The following is a 16350-nucleotide window of genomic DNA, read 5'->3' as shown; positions in this document are numbered from 1 at the left end:
CGATCGTCTTCGCCGTCGCAACCAGATCGGTACCGAATGCGCACAAACGCATCGTTTCGATCTCTTGGCTGTCCGATTTGCTCGCCGTAATAACCCTATTCTAAGACGAGGACGTAGCGGACCTGCCCCGACTTATCTTCGCGGAATATGTTGGGATGAAAGCTACTGGAGATAAGCCGATATGCCCAGCATGACGCGCGAAGCCGCTTAATTGTCAACTGCGCTTGAGAAGCTCTATTTCCAAACGCGCTCAAAAAAGTTGGCCGCGACAGAGCTGTTTATCCAACGAACTCAGCGCTCTGGCTTCTGGCTGGGGCGGGAGGGATCGAACCTCCGAATGGCGGAATCAAAATCAGTTTGATGATTTAACGATTTCAAGGCACGTTTGGAAAAATGGCTGAGAATGCGCCCTAACGATTTCAGTAGCTTGTCGACGGTTTCCAAATGAAGAGCAGCCGTTGGAGGGGATCAGTTGGGGACTCGGCGACCTCCTGGCAGTTATTTTCGCGGTGCACGCAAACCAGTAGGCACGTAGGCACGCAATCTGCGGTTGATCTCCTTCTCACGCCTGTTAGGCTGTTGAGATTGATCAGATTCTTTTTCAGCGAAGACCCTTCGTAGAGCCAGCCCTAGCGTGCGTTTGCGGCGTTCAAAGCATAGCGCCCATTGGTGAGGGGCACCACGAGCTCCGGGCCGCAGATCTTGCCGATCTCCTCGTCGACATCAGCGGTCTCGACCTTCTGCGCCGCAGGTTCGCGTCGGCTTGTGTGGCACGGTTCGCCAAAATTACTAAACGAAGCTAGTCGCCCTTGAGGTTGATCCAAAGCGTGCGAACGCGCTTCGATCCGTTGTTCCAAAATCTGTGGGGGCGCCTCGATTCGAACGAAATAAGGTCGCCTGCCTTCAGTTGGTAAGTTACGTTTTCGAGCTCAACTGTGAGCGTGCCCTCCAGCACGAAACCGTATTCGAAGCCGCTGTGAGCTCCGCGCTTCAGAGAGCTTCCTGTTTCTGGCTCGTACTCGTTGACCGCGAGCGAAATACCGCGTGACCGATCCTCGCGGAGAACGCGCCGAATGGCATCTTGAGCTGTTTTCACGAACGGCTGGTCGCTCGTGCGGATGACGACCCGTTCTTCGCCGGGCTCTTCCGTTACGATCAAATCAGACATCGTAACATTGAGTGCATTTGCTATTACAATTAATGATTGTATAGACGGGGCGGCACGGCCGCGTTCAACCAGGCTCAACATGGATGGGCTCAGGGCGGTGGCCTCAGCCAAAGCCTGAAGGGTCATTTCACGTTCCTGTCTGAGGATACGCAAGCGATTGCCTATCGCGGCAACAACTGCGCTCGAACTATCCTCAGCGGCCTCTGTTTCGACGTCTTTAGCCCGAGCCACGTCACTAAACCTCTTCAATGCTATCCGTCTGAACGAAAGAGTTAATAGCCCTTACCTACTGGTATGCCAATTTCAAAATTGCATGAATTTGAATATTATTAAAAACGAGGGATGGCGGCACAGGTTAGGGACGTTCTCCCTGCCGCGGACAGGCGTCGGGTGGTATTAGCCAAACGGGCCCGAAACGAGGGAGGTTGAACACATTAGCTGCATTCAACAGATATTGAAACATACTCAAATCTGAAGTTTGATGAATGTCGGCAATGGAGCCGGTCTCGGAGAGACTTCATCATGTCTAGATTTCGCCGACCGCATGCATCTGGCGATACCTCTGAGCATCGAGGACATCCCGAATTTGAAGAACATTGCTTCGATGTTCTTCGATTCCTGTGACCGCACCAGAGTTGGCAAGCTGCGTCGGCTATGGGACAGCCTACCGCAACGACCTCGGTCTGAAGCCGGTTTCGGAATGGAAGGAAGTCTGGGATGATCGTGTCCCAACCGGCTCGCACCTTCATCTGGTCGATTGGCCGCGTATCGTTCCGCAGATGCCGAACTCGGATCGCGACACTACGACGTGGTTCTGGACGAACAACGATTCAGCGAGGTAATGATGCCATTCGCTCCGACTAGCGACGGGGTGCGCCTGCACTACGAAGAGGTGGGAAGCGGAACGCCCGTACTCTTCCTGCATGAATTCGCGGGCGATCATCGAGCATGGGAACCTCAGATGAGGTTTCTTTCCCGGTCAAATCGCTGCATCGCATTCGCCGCGCGTGGATATCCCCCATCGGACGTACCCCCTGAGCCAGGCGCGTATAGCCAAAGTAAGGCCACCTCCGACGCTGTCACGATCTTGGACCACTTGGGTATCGAACGGGCCCACATCGTAGGCCATTCGATGGGAGCATATACCGCGCTGCATGTGGGATTGCGCCATCCGGGACGATGTTTATCGCTCGCGGCGCTAGGATGTGGATGGGGATCTAGGCCTGAAGATCGCGAGCATGCCGCGCTTGCTTGCGAGGAAATCGCGCAGTTGTTCGAGACCGGACCGATGACAAAAGCTGCCGGCGCGTACGCGCGTGCCGCGATGCGGTTGACGTTCCAGGCCAAGGATCCTCGCGGCTTCGCCGAATTCGAACGCATGCTCCAGCAGCATTCTGACATTGGATCTGCAATGACGATGCGGAATATCCAGGCGAAGCGACCGACGCTTTGGGACATGAAAGAAGCCCTCGAGAGACTCGAAGTTCCGCTCTTGGTTATCGTGGGCGACGAGGATCATCCGTGCCTTGACGGCAGTCTTTTCCTGAAGAGGGTTGTCCCGACGGCGGGTCTCCTGGTCATTCCGCGTTCCGGGCACACGATACCCCTGGAGGAGCCGGACATCGTAAGCAGAGCCTTGTTCGAGCTGTTTTCCGCCGTTTCCATGGGTACGTGGCTCTCGCATAGGTCCACAGCACAAGTTTCGTAAGACCAAGAGCGCCTGCTTTGGGACGAAGCACATCACTATGTAAACTGAAGGGCATCAACGATGGATTTGCAGCTAAAGGGTAAAACGGCCCTCATCACGGGCGGCAGCGAAGGCATTGGTCGCGCGATCGCGGCCGTTTTGACGATGGAAGGCGTCGATGTGGCCATCTGCGCGAGGCGCAAGGAGCCGCTGGAAGCCGCGCAAGCGGAGTTAAGCAAAAACTCCGGGCGCAAAGTCCTCGCGATTCCAGCCGACTTGACCAACGATGCGGATGCCGCGAACTTCGTCCGGAGAAGCGCGAACGAGCTCGGGCGCATTGATATAATGATCAACAATGCGGGCTCCGCGCCCGGTGGTGTTATCGAAACACTGTCCGAAGATGATTGGAGCAAAGCGCTTCAACTCAAATTCATGGGCTACGTTCGATGTCTTCGTTACGCATTGCCAATCATGGTGAAGCAAGGCGGCGGCAGGGTGGTAAATCTAATCGGAAACGACGGCGTAAAGCCTTCCTACTGGGAAATTGCACCGGGCGCGGCTAATGCCGCGGGGCAGAACCTTACGAAGTCGCTTGCCGGACAGTATGGAAAGCAGGGTATTTCATTCGTCGCTGTCAATCCCGGGCCCGTTCGCACTGAGCGCTGGGACGGCCTCGTAAGAGCCATGTCGAGAGATATGAACATTTCCTATGAAGAAGCCGACAAGCTCGCACCGTCCTCTATTCCACTCCGTCGGATCGCAGAACCAATCGAAGTTGCCAATCTCGTCGCCATGATGGCCTCCCCCTTAACGCATTACGTCAACGGCACGATGATCGAGATTGACGGGGGACAGGAAAAAGCCCTTATGGACCGGCTCCGCGATCGTTAAATGACTGCGCGCGTGTCGCTCCCCTAACTGCATAGCGGCCTCCGATCTCTATGGCGCCGACCTCGAGGCAATGGCTGACGTGCGCGGCAGGCGCTGGAGAGCCGGATAGCGCACCACACGTGACCGAAACCAATCCTTTCAGTGGCTCCCGCTGGCAGCCACTGCGCGTGCCGAGGAGCACAATCGCAGTGGCCCTTTGCCGGGTCGTAAAGCCAGCTCTATCGAGCGAGACTTTTCGCCGGAACATCGGCGGCGCCTGCCGGCAAGATAAGGTTCAGCAGGACAGCCGCTAAGGTGCCTATCACCATGCCGTCAGTCGCCAGGATTCGAACAGTTGGGGAGATGGTTTCGAATACCGCCGGAGGTGCGAAGTTGGTGATCATACTCAGGCCGACCGAGATAGCAATCAGAAGAACGTCTCGCTGGCTGAGTGCCATGGTAGAGAGGATCTTGACTCCTACCACGACGATCATTCCGAACATGAACAGGAGCGGCCCGCCCAACATGAATGCTGGAATGATGCCGACGACCGCTCCGAGCTTTGGAAAGAAGGCGATCATGATAAGAATGACGCCAGCCATTGCGACGACGAAACGACTGGCCACGCCCGTAAGGGAGATTGCGCCGACGTTTTGGTCGTAAGAGATGAGCGAGACACCCCCGAAGAGTGCTGCCAAGACCGAACCGAGGCCATCACCAGCGACGGCGCCCCGGATACGCAGCCCCGACTGGTCGATACCGACCATTGCGCAGAGAGCGAGCGTAATGCTCATGGTGTAGACGGCGGCGACGAGGTGATCGACGAGAATCGTAGTCAATCCGGCGGAGTCGGGCCATGCGAAGCCATATGGGAGTAGCGTCGGGAGCCGGACCCAAGGGGCTTTGGTTATCGTCGAGAAATCACCAAAGCCGATGGCCATGCCAACAAGATAGATTGCGATTACGGCAAAAAGTACGGAAAGCGATTTCACAACCTTTTGGCGCAAGTTTGCGATGAACCCGATCAGGACAACGCTGCCGATCAGAAAGAAGATCGTGATGGTTTTGCCGAAATACGGAGTATTCGCCCCGAGTGCGACGTTGGTGGCGATTCTCATGAGCGAGAGGCCGGTCACGACAAGAAGAATGCCGATAACGACTGGGGGAAACAACGCCCGAAGCCTTCCGATGAACGGACTGATGATCAACAACATAAGACCACCCAGGATCATCGCTACGGTGACGGCGCCAAGCCCCTGAACTTTCCCGATGGCTATGGCTGGCGCGAGGTAGACAGTATAGGTACCAAGCAATAGCGGAAGCCGAGCGCCGACCCAGAAGATCCCAATCGAAGAAATTACCGTCCCTACGCCGCATCCGAGCATGACGCCAGAAAAGAGTGTCGAGCGCATCTCGGGGGAAAGGTCCAACATCTGGCCGAGTACTAGCGGTGTGACCATCACGTTGGAGAACATGATCAAGACGTGCTGGAGGCCGAATAGCACCAGGGGGATGAACGGCGGCTTGTCTTCTACGCCGTAACGAAGCTCGATGAGGTCGGAAGCGTGGGCGTCACCTTCGCTCGCCAGGGCTTTTCCCACTTTCATGTGTCGTACTTGTTCCATTAACTCCTCCCCCTCGATGTATTGCACAGTCGCTTCGAACACCGCGCCGCCAACGAACCGTTTTTCGGAGTGATAGCGAAGCAATGAAACAGTCGAACCGCAGCCCCTGCGTGAAACTTTGATGATATTAAAATCACTTTAATAGTATTGACAAGGTTATTTTGAGGTCAAACTGATCGTTTTGCGACCTCCGACTGGATCAGCCACATCTCGGCCACGCCAGGCATTAGTGAAAACGAAAGAGGGGCCCCTTCGAAAAAGAGCCCCTCGCCTCCCCCGCCTAACTGTCTAGTCCGTCAGCGACCGTCCGGTCCGCCAGACATCATTCCTGAAGGGATCTGCCGCGGACCGAAGATCGCCTTAGCGACATCGCCAACGGCTTCGACGTTTTCCTCGATGCCCTGGAAGCAGACGATGCGGCAGGGGCAGGCTTCCAGCCCCTCGTAACGCCAGGGGAAGGCACCGATGACGGCACGTTGATTCAGCATGAGCTCGATGTCGCCTCCCACGTTTTCAGCGTGGATGAGACCCTCCTGGAAGGCCTGCGAATGGAAGGGGAAGTAATCTTCCACCACTTTCCGACCACTGCGCTTGTGCGTATAGGAGTTCTTTCCGAAGAATTCGTCGCAAGTCATGCCGACCTTAGCTTCGAACTGCTTGGCCAGGTCCGGCCGCATGCGGCGGATTGTCGTGTTCATTGCGTGATCGCCGGAGCCGCAATCGATACCGAACCACTTGATCTTCTTCTTGAGCATCCAATCGAGGAGTTCCTGCTTTCCACCGGGATGCATGCAGAAGTATTTCACGAGGTCCTGCTGAGGCTTTCCTTCCCAGTAACGGTGCCAGCCGGTGTGGATGATCAGGATGTCCCCGTCCTTTACCTCAACAGGTGCACTTTCGATCATCTCGGGCGTGATGACCGCCCAATCTTCCATATGTTTCGAGACATCGACCACTGCTCCCGGACCGACCAGAAAATCCAGAGGATAGGACGCCATATCGCCCATGCCATCGGTACCGTGCATTGCACCGTCGATGTGCGTTCCCACATGCAAAGCGGTGTCGATACGCTGGGCGACGATGTGGATCGTCTGCAGATTCTGCGCATAGTACATCTTGTTGCCCGCGTACCCGACCCAACCGGGGGTATGTACGTTCATTAGATGAGACATGTCGACGATCTTCATCGTACAAATTCCTTTAGTTTCGTTGATCGATTAGGCCGCTTTCTTGAAGAAGGATCCCAACCATCCCTTCAAGGCAGCGAAAAACAGGGAGGTTGTATTGAGTGGCTTTACCGCTCCAGCCCCACGCGGCATCGTCTGGGCGACGTCTGAAGGCGCCGATGCCTGAGGAACGCCGTCGGCATTAGCCGGAGCGTTCCGCCTCGCAAGCTCAACCTCGGCATTGTTCACGAATTCCGCGACAAGTTGATTTGCGATTTCGGTCAGCAGGCCAGTCCTGCCGAACTGCGCGATGCCACCGGAAAGCTGGACGTCGGCGACCACAACGACCCGCGTCGCATCACCTTCCGGAAGAAGCTCGCACTTCATCGCCATCTTCCCGCGACTGGCGCCCTTGCGGTCAACGCCTTTGCCTTCGAACTCGACCTTCTTGGCTCCTTCGTCGTACTTGACTTTGGCCTCGCCCTCGAAGCTCGCCTGGAAAGGCCCTACCTTCGCGGAGACCTTGCCGCTGAGCGTGCCGTCATCCTTCGTGCCTAGATACTTCGCACCTGGAAGACACTCTGCCACGCTGGGGACGTCGTGGAAGAAACTCCAAACCGCCGCGAGCGGTTGCGAAACGACGAAATTCTGTTTGATTTCCATGGCCTACATCCAACATTCTTAGAGTACTCGGTCCCCGATCTTCACGGCATAGACGTCGGTCCGGCGGTCATCGCGCGGGTTCACCAGTTCGGATCGATGTCGAGCTGCCGCCGCCGCATCGGGGTCGTACTCGACAACCATGAGCTGCTCGGACGCTTCATCCAGCGGACCTGCCAACACTCTCCCGAAAGGATCGACGACGAGAGAATTACCCAAGAACCGCTGATCGCCGAGTACGCCGGACTGCGAGGCGCAAGCGACATAGACTTGATTCAGATTGGCCTGAACGACTGCACCGCGGGCCTGGGTTATAAAGCCCTCTTTGTCATGCGTTGTTCGATCAAAGCCGCCAACCCATGCCGTCGGCACTGCAAGCAGATCTGCGCCTTGAAGAGATAAGAGCCGCGCGACCTCAACAAATCTTAGATCGTAGCAGACACAGAGCCCGACAGTTCCGATCTCGGTTTTCGCGACAGGAAGTCCAAGATCCCCAGGTGAGAAGACACGCCTCTCTCGGTCGAACAGATGAAGCTTACGATAATGCAGGAGCGGGCCGCTGGGGCCAACAAGCATTGCGGAATTATAGAGCTTACCGTTGCTTTTCTCGCAGAATCCACCCGCGATCAAAACGCCGTGCTCAGATGCCGCCGATGTCCATCGCTTGAGCGTTGGCCCTTCGAATGCCTCCGCAACTTCGGCGAGACGCTCGGCATCTAGGGCATATCCCGAGACGACTAGCTCGGGCAGAACCACAAGTCGCGCTCCGCGCCTGGCAGCACCCTCAACGTAGCCAACGGCGCGCTCGCGATTAGCCTGAGGTTTGAAGGCTTCAGCCCTGAACTGAGCGACCGCGATCTTCACCGGCTGGGGGGCTCCGAATCCGGGGGCAGCGCGCCAACCTTCTTAAGTAGCGGGACGTCTGCCGGCGCTGGCCCACCAACACTCACAACTTCGACGCCACGGTCGGCCGCTATCGCGTGTTTGACGCCGATCGGCACATGCACTGCGCATCCCGCGTGGAAGGGCAGATGAATGTCGTTCGTATAATCGTGCGCGGTTCCCGAACCCTCAAGAATAAATATCGTGTCTTCGGAGATCGTATGAATATGAGGCACATTCGCCTCACCCGGCTCGAGCACGACATAGTTCAGATTTGCCGTCCAAGCACCCGTGCCCGGCCAGATCACGAACCGCGCATCCTTGGAGATAAACGACAGACGAAGTGTGGGATGATCCCGGTGAAAGACTCTGATTGCCATGGTCCCGCCCCTCAGTTCGACAAGCCAGCGTAAAGGCTCTCATCGGCGGGACATGGACCGCCGAGGATCTTCATACCGGAAGAACTCGCGACGAATTGATAGCGGTCATTGGCATCGATGTGCACCATACCGCCCTCGCCCAATTCTTGGGTCGCACCAGTCCCAATGTCGATCACCACGCCCTGCCCCGTGACGACGTAGTAGGCGGCGTCGCTTTTCGGGTGGCAGAGCTGCACTGTCTTCGAATGCTCACCCAGCGTAATGAGCTGAAAAGTACGATGGAATGCGCCCATCCCTGGCCAAATCACGACTTTGGCGTTGCCGACACCCTCTACGATAGGTATCTCTTGGGAGTGACTAGCGTCGATGACTTGGATCGCCTCACCCATGCTGGATTTCGCTCCTTTTTCAACTGTATTCAAACTTATACAATAGAATTGAAAAGCACAATCCTCGTTGGGCAAGAGCGGCTACGATTTTTTGGGCAGGCAACTCGGAAAAGGTGACTGAAGTGGCTCGAACGAAGGATGTCGCGGTTGAGACGGCGGAAGATGCATCGAATGCGGTCGTCGCCGCGATCGGCAATCGCTTGCGCACTCTGAGGCAGGAGCGCGAGATGACGCTCCAGGATTTGGCCGAAGCAAGCGATCTCAGCCCCTCGATGCTAAGTTTGGTTGAGCGCGGAAGGGCTGCGCCGTCCATCCAATCCCTGATCGTTATTGCGAACGCGCTCAATGTCACCATGTCCGAGTTGATCGTCACCGATCAAGCGGATGACGAGCGTATAGTTGTTCGCGCGGCTGATCAGCCGTTCGTAAAGACCGCCCAAAACGTAGTTAGACGCGTCTTGCGCGAAGATCGCGCGCGCGGAATCTCGCTCGCCATGAATGAATATGAGCCCGACACGGGGAGCTCACTCAAGCGCGGTGCCCACGCCGGGTTTGAATATGGCTTTGTTCTCGAGGGGCAGCTTACGGTCGAGCTCGAAAACGTGACCTACCAACTCAAGGCTGGCGACTTGATCTCCTTTGAGTCGAAGCGACCTCACAGGTTTTGGAACAACGGGTCAAAGCGCGTCAGGACGCTTTGGATCAACCTGAAAGGCGACTAGTCACGATTTCGCGAATATTGGTGCACCATCGCGTGCAACTTGCTGGGCCCGATCGGAAGACAATCGACTAGCCCAGGCGACTGCAACGCATCGTCAACAGCAGCGCCGATGGCTGCGCCCACCGCGGTAAGGCCTCCTTCCCCTGCGCCACGGACGCCGAGCGGGTTCTGAGGGCTCGGGCAATCTTCTCGTAGGAACATCTCGATCTGGCAGGTTTCGTTGCTCGTCGGCATGAGGTAGTCGGCAAAACTAGTTGCAAGCGGTTGGCCCGATTCGTCGTAGACGAACTCTTCCAGCAACGCCCCGCCAATCCCTTGGACAGCGGCGCCAGCGATCTGGCCATGCACCAGTACCGGGTTGATCGCGCGGCCGACCTCATAGCCGACGACGTATCGCTCGATCTTGACGCCCCACGTTTGATCATCGACGTGGACCTTGGCGACGTGGACGCCGTACGGGTAATTCATGTGATCAGCATGGAACCATCCTTCGGCCTCAATGATATCGGGCGTTTGGTCCGCGATCTCTCTAAGCTGAAGGGTCGTATTCGAATCCCGAAGCCGGACCATCCCGTCTACGAGCGTGAGATCCTCTGCGGAGTCCTTCCGCAAAAGTGTCGCTGCGGCGGCCAGGATCTTGTCGCGCAGCGCTCGCGATGCGATTTGGGCGGCGGAGCCCGTCATAACGGTCACCCGAGACGCAAAGGCGCCCAATCCGACCTCGATCCGTGAGGTCTGCCCGTGGACGACGCATATTTGCTCGATTTCGACGGACAGCACCTCCGCACAGATCTGCGCCACGATCGTCTCGACGCCCTGCCCGATAGAGGCGACGCCGGTTATGATTTCGATCGACCCGTCCTTCAGCAGCCTGGCTCTAACGAGATCGCGAGGTCCCAAGCCGCTCTTCTCAATGAAGAGCGCCACCCCGATGCCAACATGCTCACCCTTGGAGCGGCGATCAGCGGCCTCGGCCCGCAACTGGTCGTAACCGACATGAGCCAGGGTCTTGTCCAGAAGATCATGGTACTTTCCGGCGTCGTATACGACTTCAGTGCCGAGTGCATCGATCTTCCTGTCGTACGGCATGCGATCTTCTGGAATGAGGTTGACGCGCCTCACCTCCACCGCATCGAGGCCCAAACGATGCGCGATCACATCCATCAATCTCTCGCGCGCGAACGTACTTTCGTACCGGCCAGGCGCGCGATATGTGCCAGACGGCGTCTTGTTGGTCAGGCGAATGTGCCCATTCACGCGATAGGCCGGGATCAGATAAGGGCCGGGCAAAAGCGCCGCAGCGAGGTCAGAGACCGTGCCTCCGTGAGTGCGCACGTACGCGCCTTGATCCGTGAAGAACTCATCCTCTAGGCCCAGGACGAAGCCCCTATCGTCAACTGCTGCACGTAGCCGATGGACTTGATCTCTCGAATGGTTGGCGGCGAGCAGATGTTCGCGTCGATCCTCGATCCATTTCACCGGCCGGCCGAGCCGCAACGCGGCAGCGCAGACCAACACGTCCTCAGGATACAGCTCCCCCCGGATGCCGAAACCACCCCCAACATGGCCTTCGCTCAGTTCGATCGCCCCCTTTTCAAGGCCCAACATACGGCCGATCGCGTCGCGGTTATAATGAGGGACCTTGGCAGCGCCGTACATGGTCAGCACCCCAGTATTGGGGTCATGTACAGCCAACGCTCCGCGTGTCTCCATAGGCACGCCTGTATGTCGGCCGACGGCGACCTCAAGCTCGACAACGTGACTTGCCTTCGCAAAGGCCTGATCCAGCTCTCCGTAAGCCTTGGTAATGACCGCCGGCTCACTCAGAACCCCCGGCAACGTTTCCGGCATGAATTCGACAGGAGGTGCGGTTGCGTCGAGGTGCACCACTCCTTCGTCTATGTCGCAAAAGACGAGATCCGCAGCGTCCTCCGCTTGATACACATCTTCGGCGAAGACGAGCGCGACGGGCTCTCCTACATAGCGCACATAGTCGCGCGCCAAAACCGGCTGCCGGTATGGCTCCAGCCCCTTGATGCGCGTCATGCGAAAGTCAATTAGCGGAATGTCCGCGACATCCGCGGCGGTCCAGATCGCCACGACACCCGGCATCGCTCGCGCATCCTCTGCGTCGATCGAAAGTATTCGGCCGAACGCAACGGGCGAGCGGACGACCCTCATAATCAATTGTCTGTCGAACTGATAGTCGGCCGCAAATCGCCCCTGCCCCAGCAGGAGCGGCTTGTCTTCGAGCCGCTTCAGCGATTTTCCGATCGCGCTCATTTGCGCATCTCGGCGGCAGCCAACTTCACCGCTTTGATGATATTCTGGTAACCTGTGCACCTGCACAGATTCGAAGATAGCACCTCCCGCAGCTCATCATCCGAAATGTCCGGATCAGCTTCCAGCGCACCCGCGGCAAGCATTAGGAAGCCAGGCGTGCAGAAGCCGCACTGCAAGCCGTGGTTCTCCCAAAACTGCTTCTGCAGAGGATGAAGAACCTCGCCCTTGGCCAGTCCTTCAACAGTACGAACCTCGGTCTCGCCCACTTGAACCGCAAACATGAGACACGCGCGGACGGGCTTTCCGTCGACCAACACAGTGCAGGCACCGCACACGCCATGTTCGCAGCCGAGATGCGTACCCGTCAGGCCGCAGTCTTCGCGCAAGGCGTCGGCCAAGCTACGCCGGGGCTCAACTGCGATGGCGTACGATTTTCCGTTGACGCGGAGTGCGATGTTGACCTTATCAGTCATGCCGTACGTTTCCCTCTGATATGGTCCAAGATGCGTTGTGGCGAGGCCGGCATTTCGAAGATCTCGATGCCGAAGGGCGACAGCGCGTCGACTACCGCGTTGATGACGCTCGCTGGCGCTCCGATGAGCCCTCCCTCGCCGACTCCCTTCGCTTTCGTGATCGACGCATTCGACATCGTATAGCTGTGCAGAATTTCAATCGTCGGAATTTCGAGCATCGTCGGCGGAAGAAAGTCTGCGAGCGACGTGGTTAGGCAGTTTCCGAGGTCGTCGTATACGATCTCTTCGTAGAGCGCATTGGCGATACCTTGGGCGACGCCTCCATGGATCTGCCCGTCGACAATCATCGGGTTGATCAGGACCCCGGCGTCCTCGGCTACGACAAAGCGTTCGATCTTCACCTGACCTGTTTCGACGTCGACCTCGACGATCGAGGCATGCGACGCATTCGAGAACGTTCCGGCGGGGTCGTATATTGCGTTCTCGTGAAGACCGGCGCCGACACTCGGAAACTTGTGGCTCTGATGATAGGCCGCGCGCGCAAGCTCGGCGATCGGCACGCTTCTGTTGCTATTGCGGATCTTGGCCAGACCGTCGTTAAGATCGATATTGTCCGGGTCGGATTCCAGGATGGCTGCGGCAATTACCTTCAGCTTCGACGCAATCTTGCCCGCGGCCAACTTGCTCGCGCCGCCCGCGATAACCATCGAGCGGCTGGCAAATGTCCCCCAACCATATGGCGTCGCATCTGTGTCTCCGGAAATGACCTTGACCATCTGCGGCGTCACGCCGAGCTCATCGGCGACCAGTTGCGCCAGGCTAGTCTTCAGGCCTTGACCGTGCGGTGAGGCGCCGATCCGGACCGAAACATTGCCGGATGGGTCCATGGTGCAGTCGACGATCTCATAGCCGGGCACAATATCCATGCCACGTGCCGCATAGGCGGGCGTGCCATACCCTGTACGCTCATTGAACACAGATATGCCAAAGCCGAAATAGCGGCCTCTCTCCCATTCCCGCTTCTGACGTTCGCGGAAGGCCGGCAAATCGATCGCATTGACCGCGCTCTCCATCGTCGCCTTGTACGAGCCCTCGTCGTAAATCAGGCCGGTTGGGGTTCGATGAGGAAACGTATCCACCAGATTACGACGACGGATTTCGATCGGGTCGATACCGAGGCGCCTTGCGGCCACATCCATCATTCGTTCCATAGTGAAGGTCAGCGTCGGCCGCGAGACGCCGCGATATGGCGCCATCATGCAAGTGTTCGTAGTCACTCCGCGTGAGCGTGCTCCGTATTCCTTGACGGCATAGGGCCCGGGCAGCTCGGCAAGCGCCATCAACGGTTCGACGCCACAAGTTACCGGATAGCAGGAAAAGGCCCCGACGTTGCTGCGCATGTCGGCATCGACACCAAGCAATTTGCCGTCAGCGGAGAACGCCCCGGTTACAGTGAATGCCTGATCCCTGCTGTGGGTCGAAGCCATGAGGTTTTCACGGCGATCCTCGATCCATGCGAGGTTGCGCTGCAGGTGCCGAGCTAACCATACTAGGATGATGTATTCTGGAAACAGCGACATCTTCTGTCCAAAGCCGCCACCAACGTCAGGCGCGACAACGCGAAGATCGGCTTCCGGAATTCCTAGAACATCTGCAATTCCGGTTCGCAGCATGTGAGGCATTTGAACCGAGGCGAACAGCGTCACCCGCCCCGTAACGCGATCGTACTGGGCGACACCTCCCCGTGTTTCGAGGGGCATCGCTGCCTGCCGGCGCGAGCGAATCTCCATCCTGATCGTAGCCGCCGCTTGCTCCAACACGGCATCGAGACCGGACGTCCTGATTTTCCCTTCGACTAGAACGTTGGTTGATGCCTGCTCGTGCACAATGGGAGAGCCCTCCTGCAAGGCAAGATCGACATCCAACGCTGCATCGCCGGGTTCGATATCCACGAACACTTGTTCGGCCAGGTCCTCCGCCGTTGCGTGATCTTCTGCAACGACAACGGCGATCGCCTGGCCAGCGAATACCACGCGATCCCTAGGAAGGACCGGTTGCTCGATCGCGACATAATCCGGCCTGTGTAGGATCGGCTTGATGCCTTTGACGCCATCAAGATCCGCCGCCGTGAACACCAGTCCTTCGTCGGGCTTTTCGACACCTAAGATCGTTCCGCTTGCTACCGGACTTCTGACGAAGCGAACGGATGCTGAGCCGCGGGCGACATCGGCGACGTAGTTGCCGGCCCCCTTGACGAGGGCCGGATCCTCCAGTCTCGGAAGGGATCGGCCAATCCAACTCATGCGGCAGCCTCGGTCAAAGCCCGTACCAAAACGGGTTTGATGAGATCCTTGCGGTACTCGGACGTACCGTGAATATCGCTGGTGGGTGTGATGAGATTCGATGCTTCGGCAGCAACAGCCTCGAACGTCGATGCGTCGGCACGCTGACCGATCAGACCCGCTTCGATGCTTGAGAGTCTTATTGGCTTGTCGGCGACTCCGCCGAGGCCTATCCGAGCCGACCTGATACGAGAACCGTCGAGCTCCAAGGCGACGAGCGACATGGCGAGGGCAAAATCACCTTTTCGTCGCGAAAACTCATAAAAGCCGCCCCGAAACGCCGGGCTACCGAGCGGCAAACGAATTTGCGTCAGTAGCTCGTTAGACTTTACGGCAGTTGTAAAGGTCCCCTTGAAAAATTCCTTCGCTGACACACGACGCTTGCCCGCTTTGCTCTCTATCAGCATTTCCGCGTCAAGCACGATAGACGTGAGACACCATTCCGAAGCCGGATCGGCGTGGCAGAGGCTACCACCAAAGGTCCCTCGCTGTCGGATGGGGTAATGAGCGATGGATTGAACGACGCGAGAGAGAAGGTCGCCAACGGGATTGTTCACGACCGGCTTGTGGAACGTCGCATGTCGGGTCAGCGCGCCGATGACCAAGTGGTTTCCGTCGACGCTGATGCCCGACAGTTCCGGAATATTGTTTGCATCGATCAACATCGACGGACGCGCCAAGCGGAAGTTCATGGCCGCGACGAGACTTTGGCCGCCGGCGAGAACTTTCGCCTCGTCGCCATGCTCATCGAGCAAACCGAGTATTTCGTCGAGGCTCGTCGGTCGGTGATAAATGAATGATGCGGGTTTCATCGATCAGCAAATTCTCTTGTTGGGCCTTGCCGGCGCTCTCCGTCGAGCTGCCGGCGTGCTCGCCTCGCCAAAGAGGCGAGACCAGCCGACGGGTTCCGTCAACCGAAAGGAATGAGATCGCAACTGCTACCAGCGCGGTTCGAGCTGACGATCGTCCACCGTTGCTGCGCCATTCTAAGCACCCTCATTTGTTACCTAAACCAGCGCTTGGACCATTGCACTTTTTTGAATTCTACTCAATAAGCTTTATGTCACTCAAATGATCCAGGGCTTCGAGAGGCGATCCCCGCCTCCATTCGGTGACAAGTCGGGTCGGCTGGTGAAACATTTAGTCAAACGGAAAGCTCCGAAAGACCGGAAAACCAGGATAGCCTACGTCCTTGATAAGCAGATAGGATTCATGCTGAGAAGACTCCTGAGGCGCCACGAAGCAATTTTTTCTGCCGAAATTGGTCCAGAGTTGACCCCGCCGCAATGGGCGGCCTTGTCGAAACTGAGCGAATTGGGCGCTTGTACGCAAAATCTGCTCGGGCGACTGACGTCAATGGATGCCGCCACCATCAAGGGGGTCGTCGACCGACTGGAATCGCGCCGACTTGTAAATCGAAGGCAAGATCAGGCCGATACACGCCGCATGATTCTGAGCCTGACTCGCGAGGGAAAGCAGCTTGTCGCAGGGGTCCAGCCCATGGCGCTCGCTGTCTCGGAGAGGACTCTCTCGCCACTAGCCTCCGATGAACAAGTTCTCCTCCTCGAGTTGCTTAAGAGACTGCGGTAGTCATTCAGTCTGCTGCGACGGTTCGAAAACAAAATGGCGCCGCGGTATTCGCGGCGCCATTGGCTTCTCTTCTCTGGCGGCTGGAACTTCACGGTGACGCCCAAGGTCAGCATC

At 57.4% G+C, this 16350-nt stretch carries 15 protein-coding genes; 4 read left to right on the top strand and 11 right to left on the bottom strand.

Features of this window, described 5'->3' with window-relative positions; genetic code table 11:
• Nucleotides 1-799 precede the first annotated feature (799 nt).
• Entirely contained in the window at nt 800-1399 is a 600-nt protein-coding gene (locus NLM33_RS42055; protein ID WP_256570591.1) for a cupin domain-containing protein, read from the bottom strand.
• A gap of 610 nt (nt 1400-2009) precedes the next feature.
• On the opposite strand from NLM33_RS42055, the gene NLM33_RS42050 reads away from it, so the two are divergent.
• Both NLM33_RS42050 and NLM33_RS42045 read left to right on the top strand, forming a co-directional pair.
• The gene (locus NLM33_RS42050) at nt 2010-2876 is read left to right on the top strand and encodes an alpha/beta fold hydrolase (RefSeq protein WP_371930176.1); all 867 of its coding nucleotides are present in this window, start codon (nt 2010-2012) and stop codon (nt 2874-2876) included.
• Between the two features lie 60 nt (nt 2877-2936).
• The gene (locus NLM33_RS42045) at nt 2937-3746 is read left to right on the top strand and encodes an SDR family NAD(P)-dependent oxidoreductase (protein WP_254104278.1); all 810 of its coding nucleotides are present in this window, start codon (nt 2937-2939) and stop codon (nt 3744-3746) included.
• Between the two features lie 218 nt (nt 3747-3964).
• On the opposite strand, the gene NLM33_RS42040 is transcribed toward NLM33_RS42045, so the two are convergent.
• From NLM33_RS42040 to NLM33_RS42015, 6 genes are all read right to left on the bottom strand, one after another.
• Complete coding sequence (locus NLM33_RS42040) at nt 3965-5434, bottom strand: uracil-xanthine permease family protein (RefSeq protein ID WP_254104277.1); 1470 nt, start codon at nt 5432-5434, stop codon at nt 3965-3967.
• Between the two features lie 212 nt (nt 5435-5646).
• Complete coding sequence (locus NLM33_RS42035) at nt 5647-6537, bottom strand: cyclase family protein (protein WP_254104276.1); 891 nt, start codon at nt 6535-6537, stop codon at nt 5647-5649.
• 30 nt (nt 6538-6567) lie between these two features.
• A complete protein-coding gene (locus NLM33_RS42030; RefSeq protein WP_254104275.1) occupies nt 6568-7179 on the bottom strand; it encodes an SRPBCC family protein in 612 nt (203 codons plus the stop codon).
• A gap of 18 nt (nt 7180-7197) precedes the next feature.
• Nucleotides 7198-8040, bottom strand: coding sequence for a carbon-nitrogen hydrolase family protein (locus NLM33_RS42025; protein WP_254104274.1), 843 nt, complete (start codon nt 8038-8040; stop codon nt 7198-7200).
• The gene (locus NLM33_RS42020) at nt 8037-8438 is read right to left on the bottom strand and encodes a cupin domain-containing protein (RefSeq protein WP_254104273.1); all 402 of its coding nucleotides are present in this window, start codon (nt 8436-8438) and stop codon (nt 8037-8039) included. The genes NLM33_RS42025 and NLM33_RS42020 overlap by 4 nt, the downstream gene beginning before the upstream one ends.
• Before the next feature lie 11 nt (nt 8439-8449).
• Complete coding sequence (locus tag NLM33_RS42015; RefSeq protein WP_254104272.1) at nt 8450-8827, bottom strand: cupin domain-containing protein; 378 nt, start codon at nt 8825-8827, stop codon at nt 8450-8452.
• A 113-nt stretch (nt 8828-8940) separates the two neighbouring features.
• Between NLM33_RS42015 and NLM33_RS42010 the strand changes: the two genes are divergently transcribed.
• Nucleotides 8941-9549 carry a cupin domain-containing protein gene (locus NLM33_RS42010; protein WP_254104271.1) on the top strand — a complete coding sequence of 203 codons (609 nt, stop codon included), beginning with the start codon at nt 8941-8943 and terminating at the stop codon, nt 9547-9549.
• Here NLM33_RS42010 and NLM33_RS42005 read toward each other — a convergent pair.
• The 4 genes from NLM33_RS42005 to NLM33_RS41990 are packed head-to-tail and all read right to left on the bottom strand — an operon-like array spanning nt 9546 to nt 15458.
• On the bottom strand, nt 9546-11831 hold the full coding sequence (locus NLM33_RS42005; RefSeq protein WP_254104270.1) for a xanthine dehydrogenase family protein molybdopterin-binding subunit: 2286 nt from the start codon (nt 11829-11831) through the stop codon (nt 9546-9548). The two genes, NLM33_RS42010 and NLM33_RS42005, sit on opposite strands and share 4 nt — an antisense overlap.
• Complete coding sequence (locus tag NLM33_RS42000; protein ID WP_254104269.1) at nt 11828-12304, bottom strand: (2Fe-2S)-binding protein; 477 nt, start codon at nt 12302-12304, stop codon at nt 11828-11830. The genes NLM33_RS42005 and NLM33_RS42000 overlap by 4 nt, the downstream gene beginning before the upstream one ends.
• The gene (locus tag NLM33_RS41995) at nt 12301-14607 is read right to left on the bottom strand and encodes a xanthine dehydrogenase family protein molybdopterin-binding subunit (protein WP_254104268.1); all 2307 of its coding nucleotides are present in this window, start codon (nt 14605-14607) and stop codon (nt 12301-12303) included. Before NLM33_RS41995 ends, NLM33_RS42000 begins: the two co-directional genes overlap by 4 nt.
• The gene (locus NLM33_RS41990) at nt 14604-15458 is read right to left on the bottom strand and encodes a xanthine dehydrogenase family protein subunit M (protein WP_254104267.1); all 855 of its coding nucleotides are present in this window, start codon (nt 15456-15458) and stop codon (nt 14604-14606) included. Before NLM33_RS41990 ends, NLM33_RS41995 begins: the two co-directional genes overlap by 4 nt.
• Before the next feature lie 259 nt (nt 15459-15717).
• Between NLM33_RS41990 and NLM33_RS41985 the strand changes: the two genes are divergently transcribed.
• Nucleotides 15718-16236: a MarR family winged helix-turn-helix transcriptional regulator gene (locus NLM33_RS41985; protein ID WP_371930068.1), complete on the top strand. Its 519-nt coding sequence runs from the start codon at nt 15718-15720 to the stop codon at nt 16234-16236.
• The last annotated feature ends 114 nt before the right edge of the window (nt 16237-16350 follow it).

This window comes from Bradyrhizobium sp. CCGUVB1N3 (assembly GCF_024199925.1).
Lineage (GTDB): Bacteria > Pseudomonadota > Alphaproteobacteria > Rhizobiales > Xanthobacteraceae > Bradyrhizobium.
The sequence above is the reverse complement of the archived record's forward strand: the minus strand, read 5'-3'. Positions and strand labels throughout refer to the sequence as shown.

Excerpts from the sequence above, each read along its gene's own strand:
- NLM33_RS41985 (WP_371930068.1), top strand. The coding sequence starts at position 15,718 with ATGATCCAGGGCTTCGAGAGGCGATCCCCGCCTCCATTCGGTGACAAG.
- NLM33_RS42035 (WP_254104276.1), bottom strand. The coding sequence starts at position 6,537 with ATGAAGATCGTCGACATGTCTCATCTAATGAACGTACATACCCCCGGT.
- NLM33_RS42005 (WP_254104270.1), bottom strand. The coding sequence starts at position 11,831 with ATGAGCGCGATCGGAAAATCGCTGAAGCGGCTCGAAGACAAGCCGCTC.
- NLM33_RS42015 (WP_254104272.1), bottom strand. The coding sequence starts at position 8,827 with ATGGGTGAGGCGATCCAAGTCATCGACGCTAGTCACTCCCAAGAGATA.
- NLM33_RS42030 (WP_254104275.1), bottom strand. The coding sequence starts at position 7,179 with ATGGAAATCAAACAGAATTTCGTCGTTTCGCAACCGCTCGCGGCGGTT.
- NLM33_RS42050 (WP_371930176.1), top strand. The coding sequence starts at position 2,010 with ATGATGCCATTCGCTCCGACTAGCGACGGGGTGCGCCTGCACTACGAA.
- NLM33_RS41990 (WP_254104267.1), bottom strand. The coding sequence starts at position 15,458 with ATGAAACCCGCATCATTCATTTATCACCGACCGACGAGCCTCGACGAA.
- NLM33_RS42045 (WP_254104278.1), top strand. The coding sequence starts at position 2,937 with ATGGATTTGCAGCTAAAGGGTAAAACGGCCCTCATCACGGGCGGCAGC.
- NLM33_RS41995 (WP_254104268.1), bottom strand. The coding sequence starts at position 14,607 with ATGAGTTGGATTGGCCGATCCCTTCCGAGACTGGAGGATCCGGCCCTC.
- NLM33_RS42020 (WP_254104273.1), bottom strand. The coding sequence starts at position 8,438 with ATGGCAATCAGAGTCTTTCACCGGGATCATCCCACACTTCGTCTGTCG.
- NLM33_RS42000 (WP_254104269.1), bottom strand. The coding sequence starts at position 12,304 with ATGACTGATAAGGTCAACATCGCACTCCGCGTCAACGGAAAATCGTAC.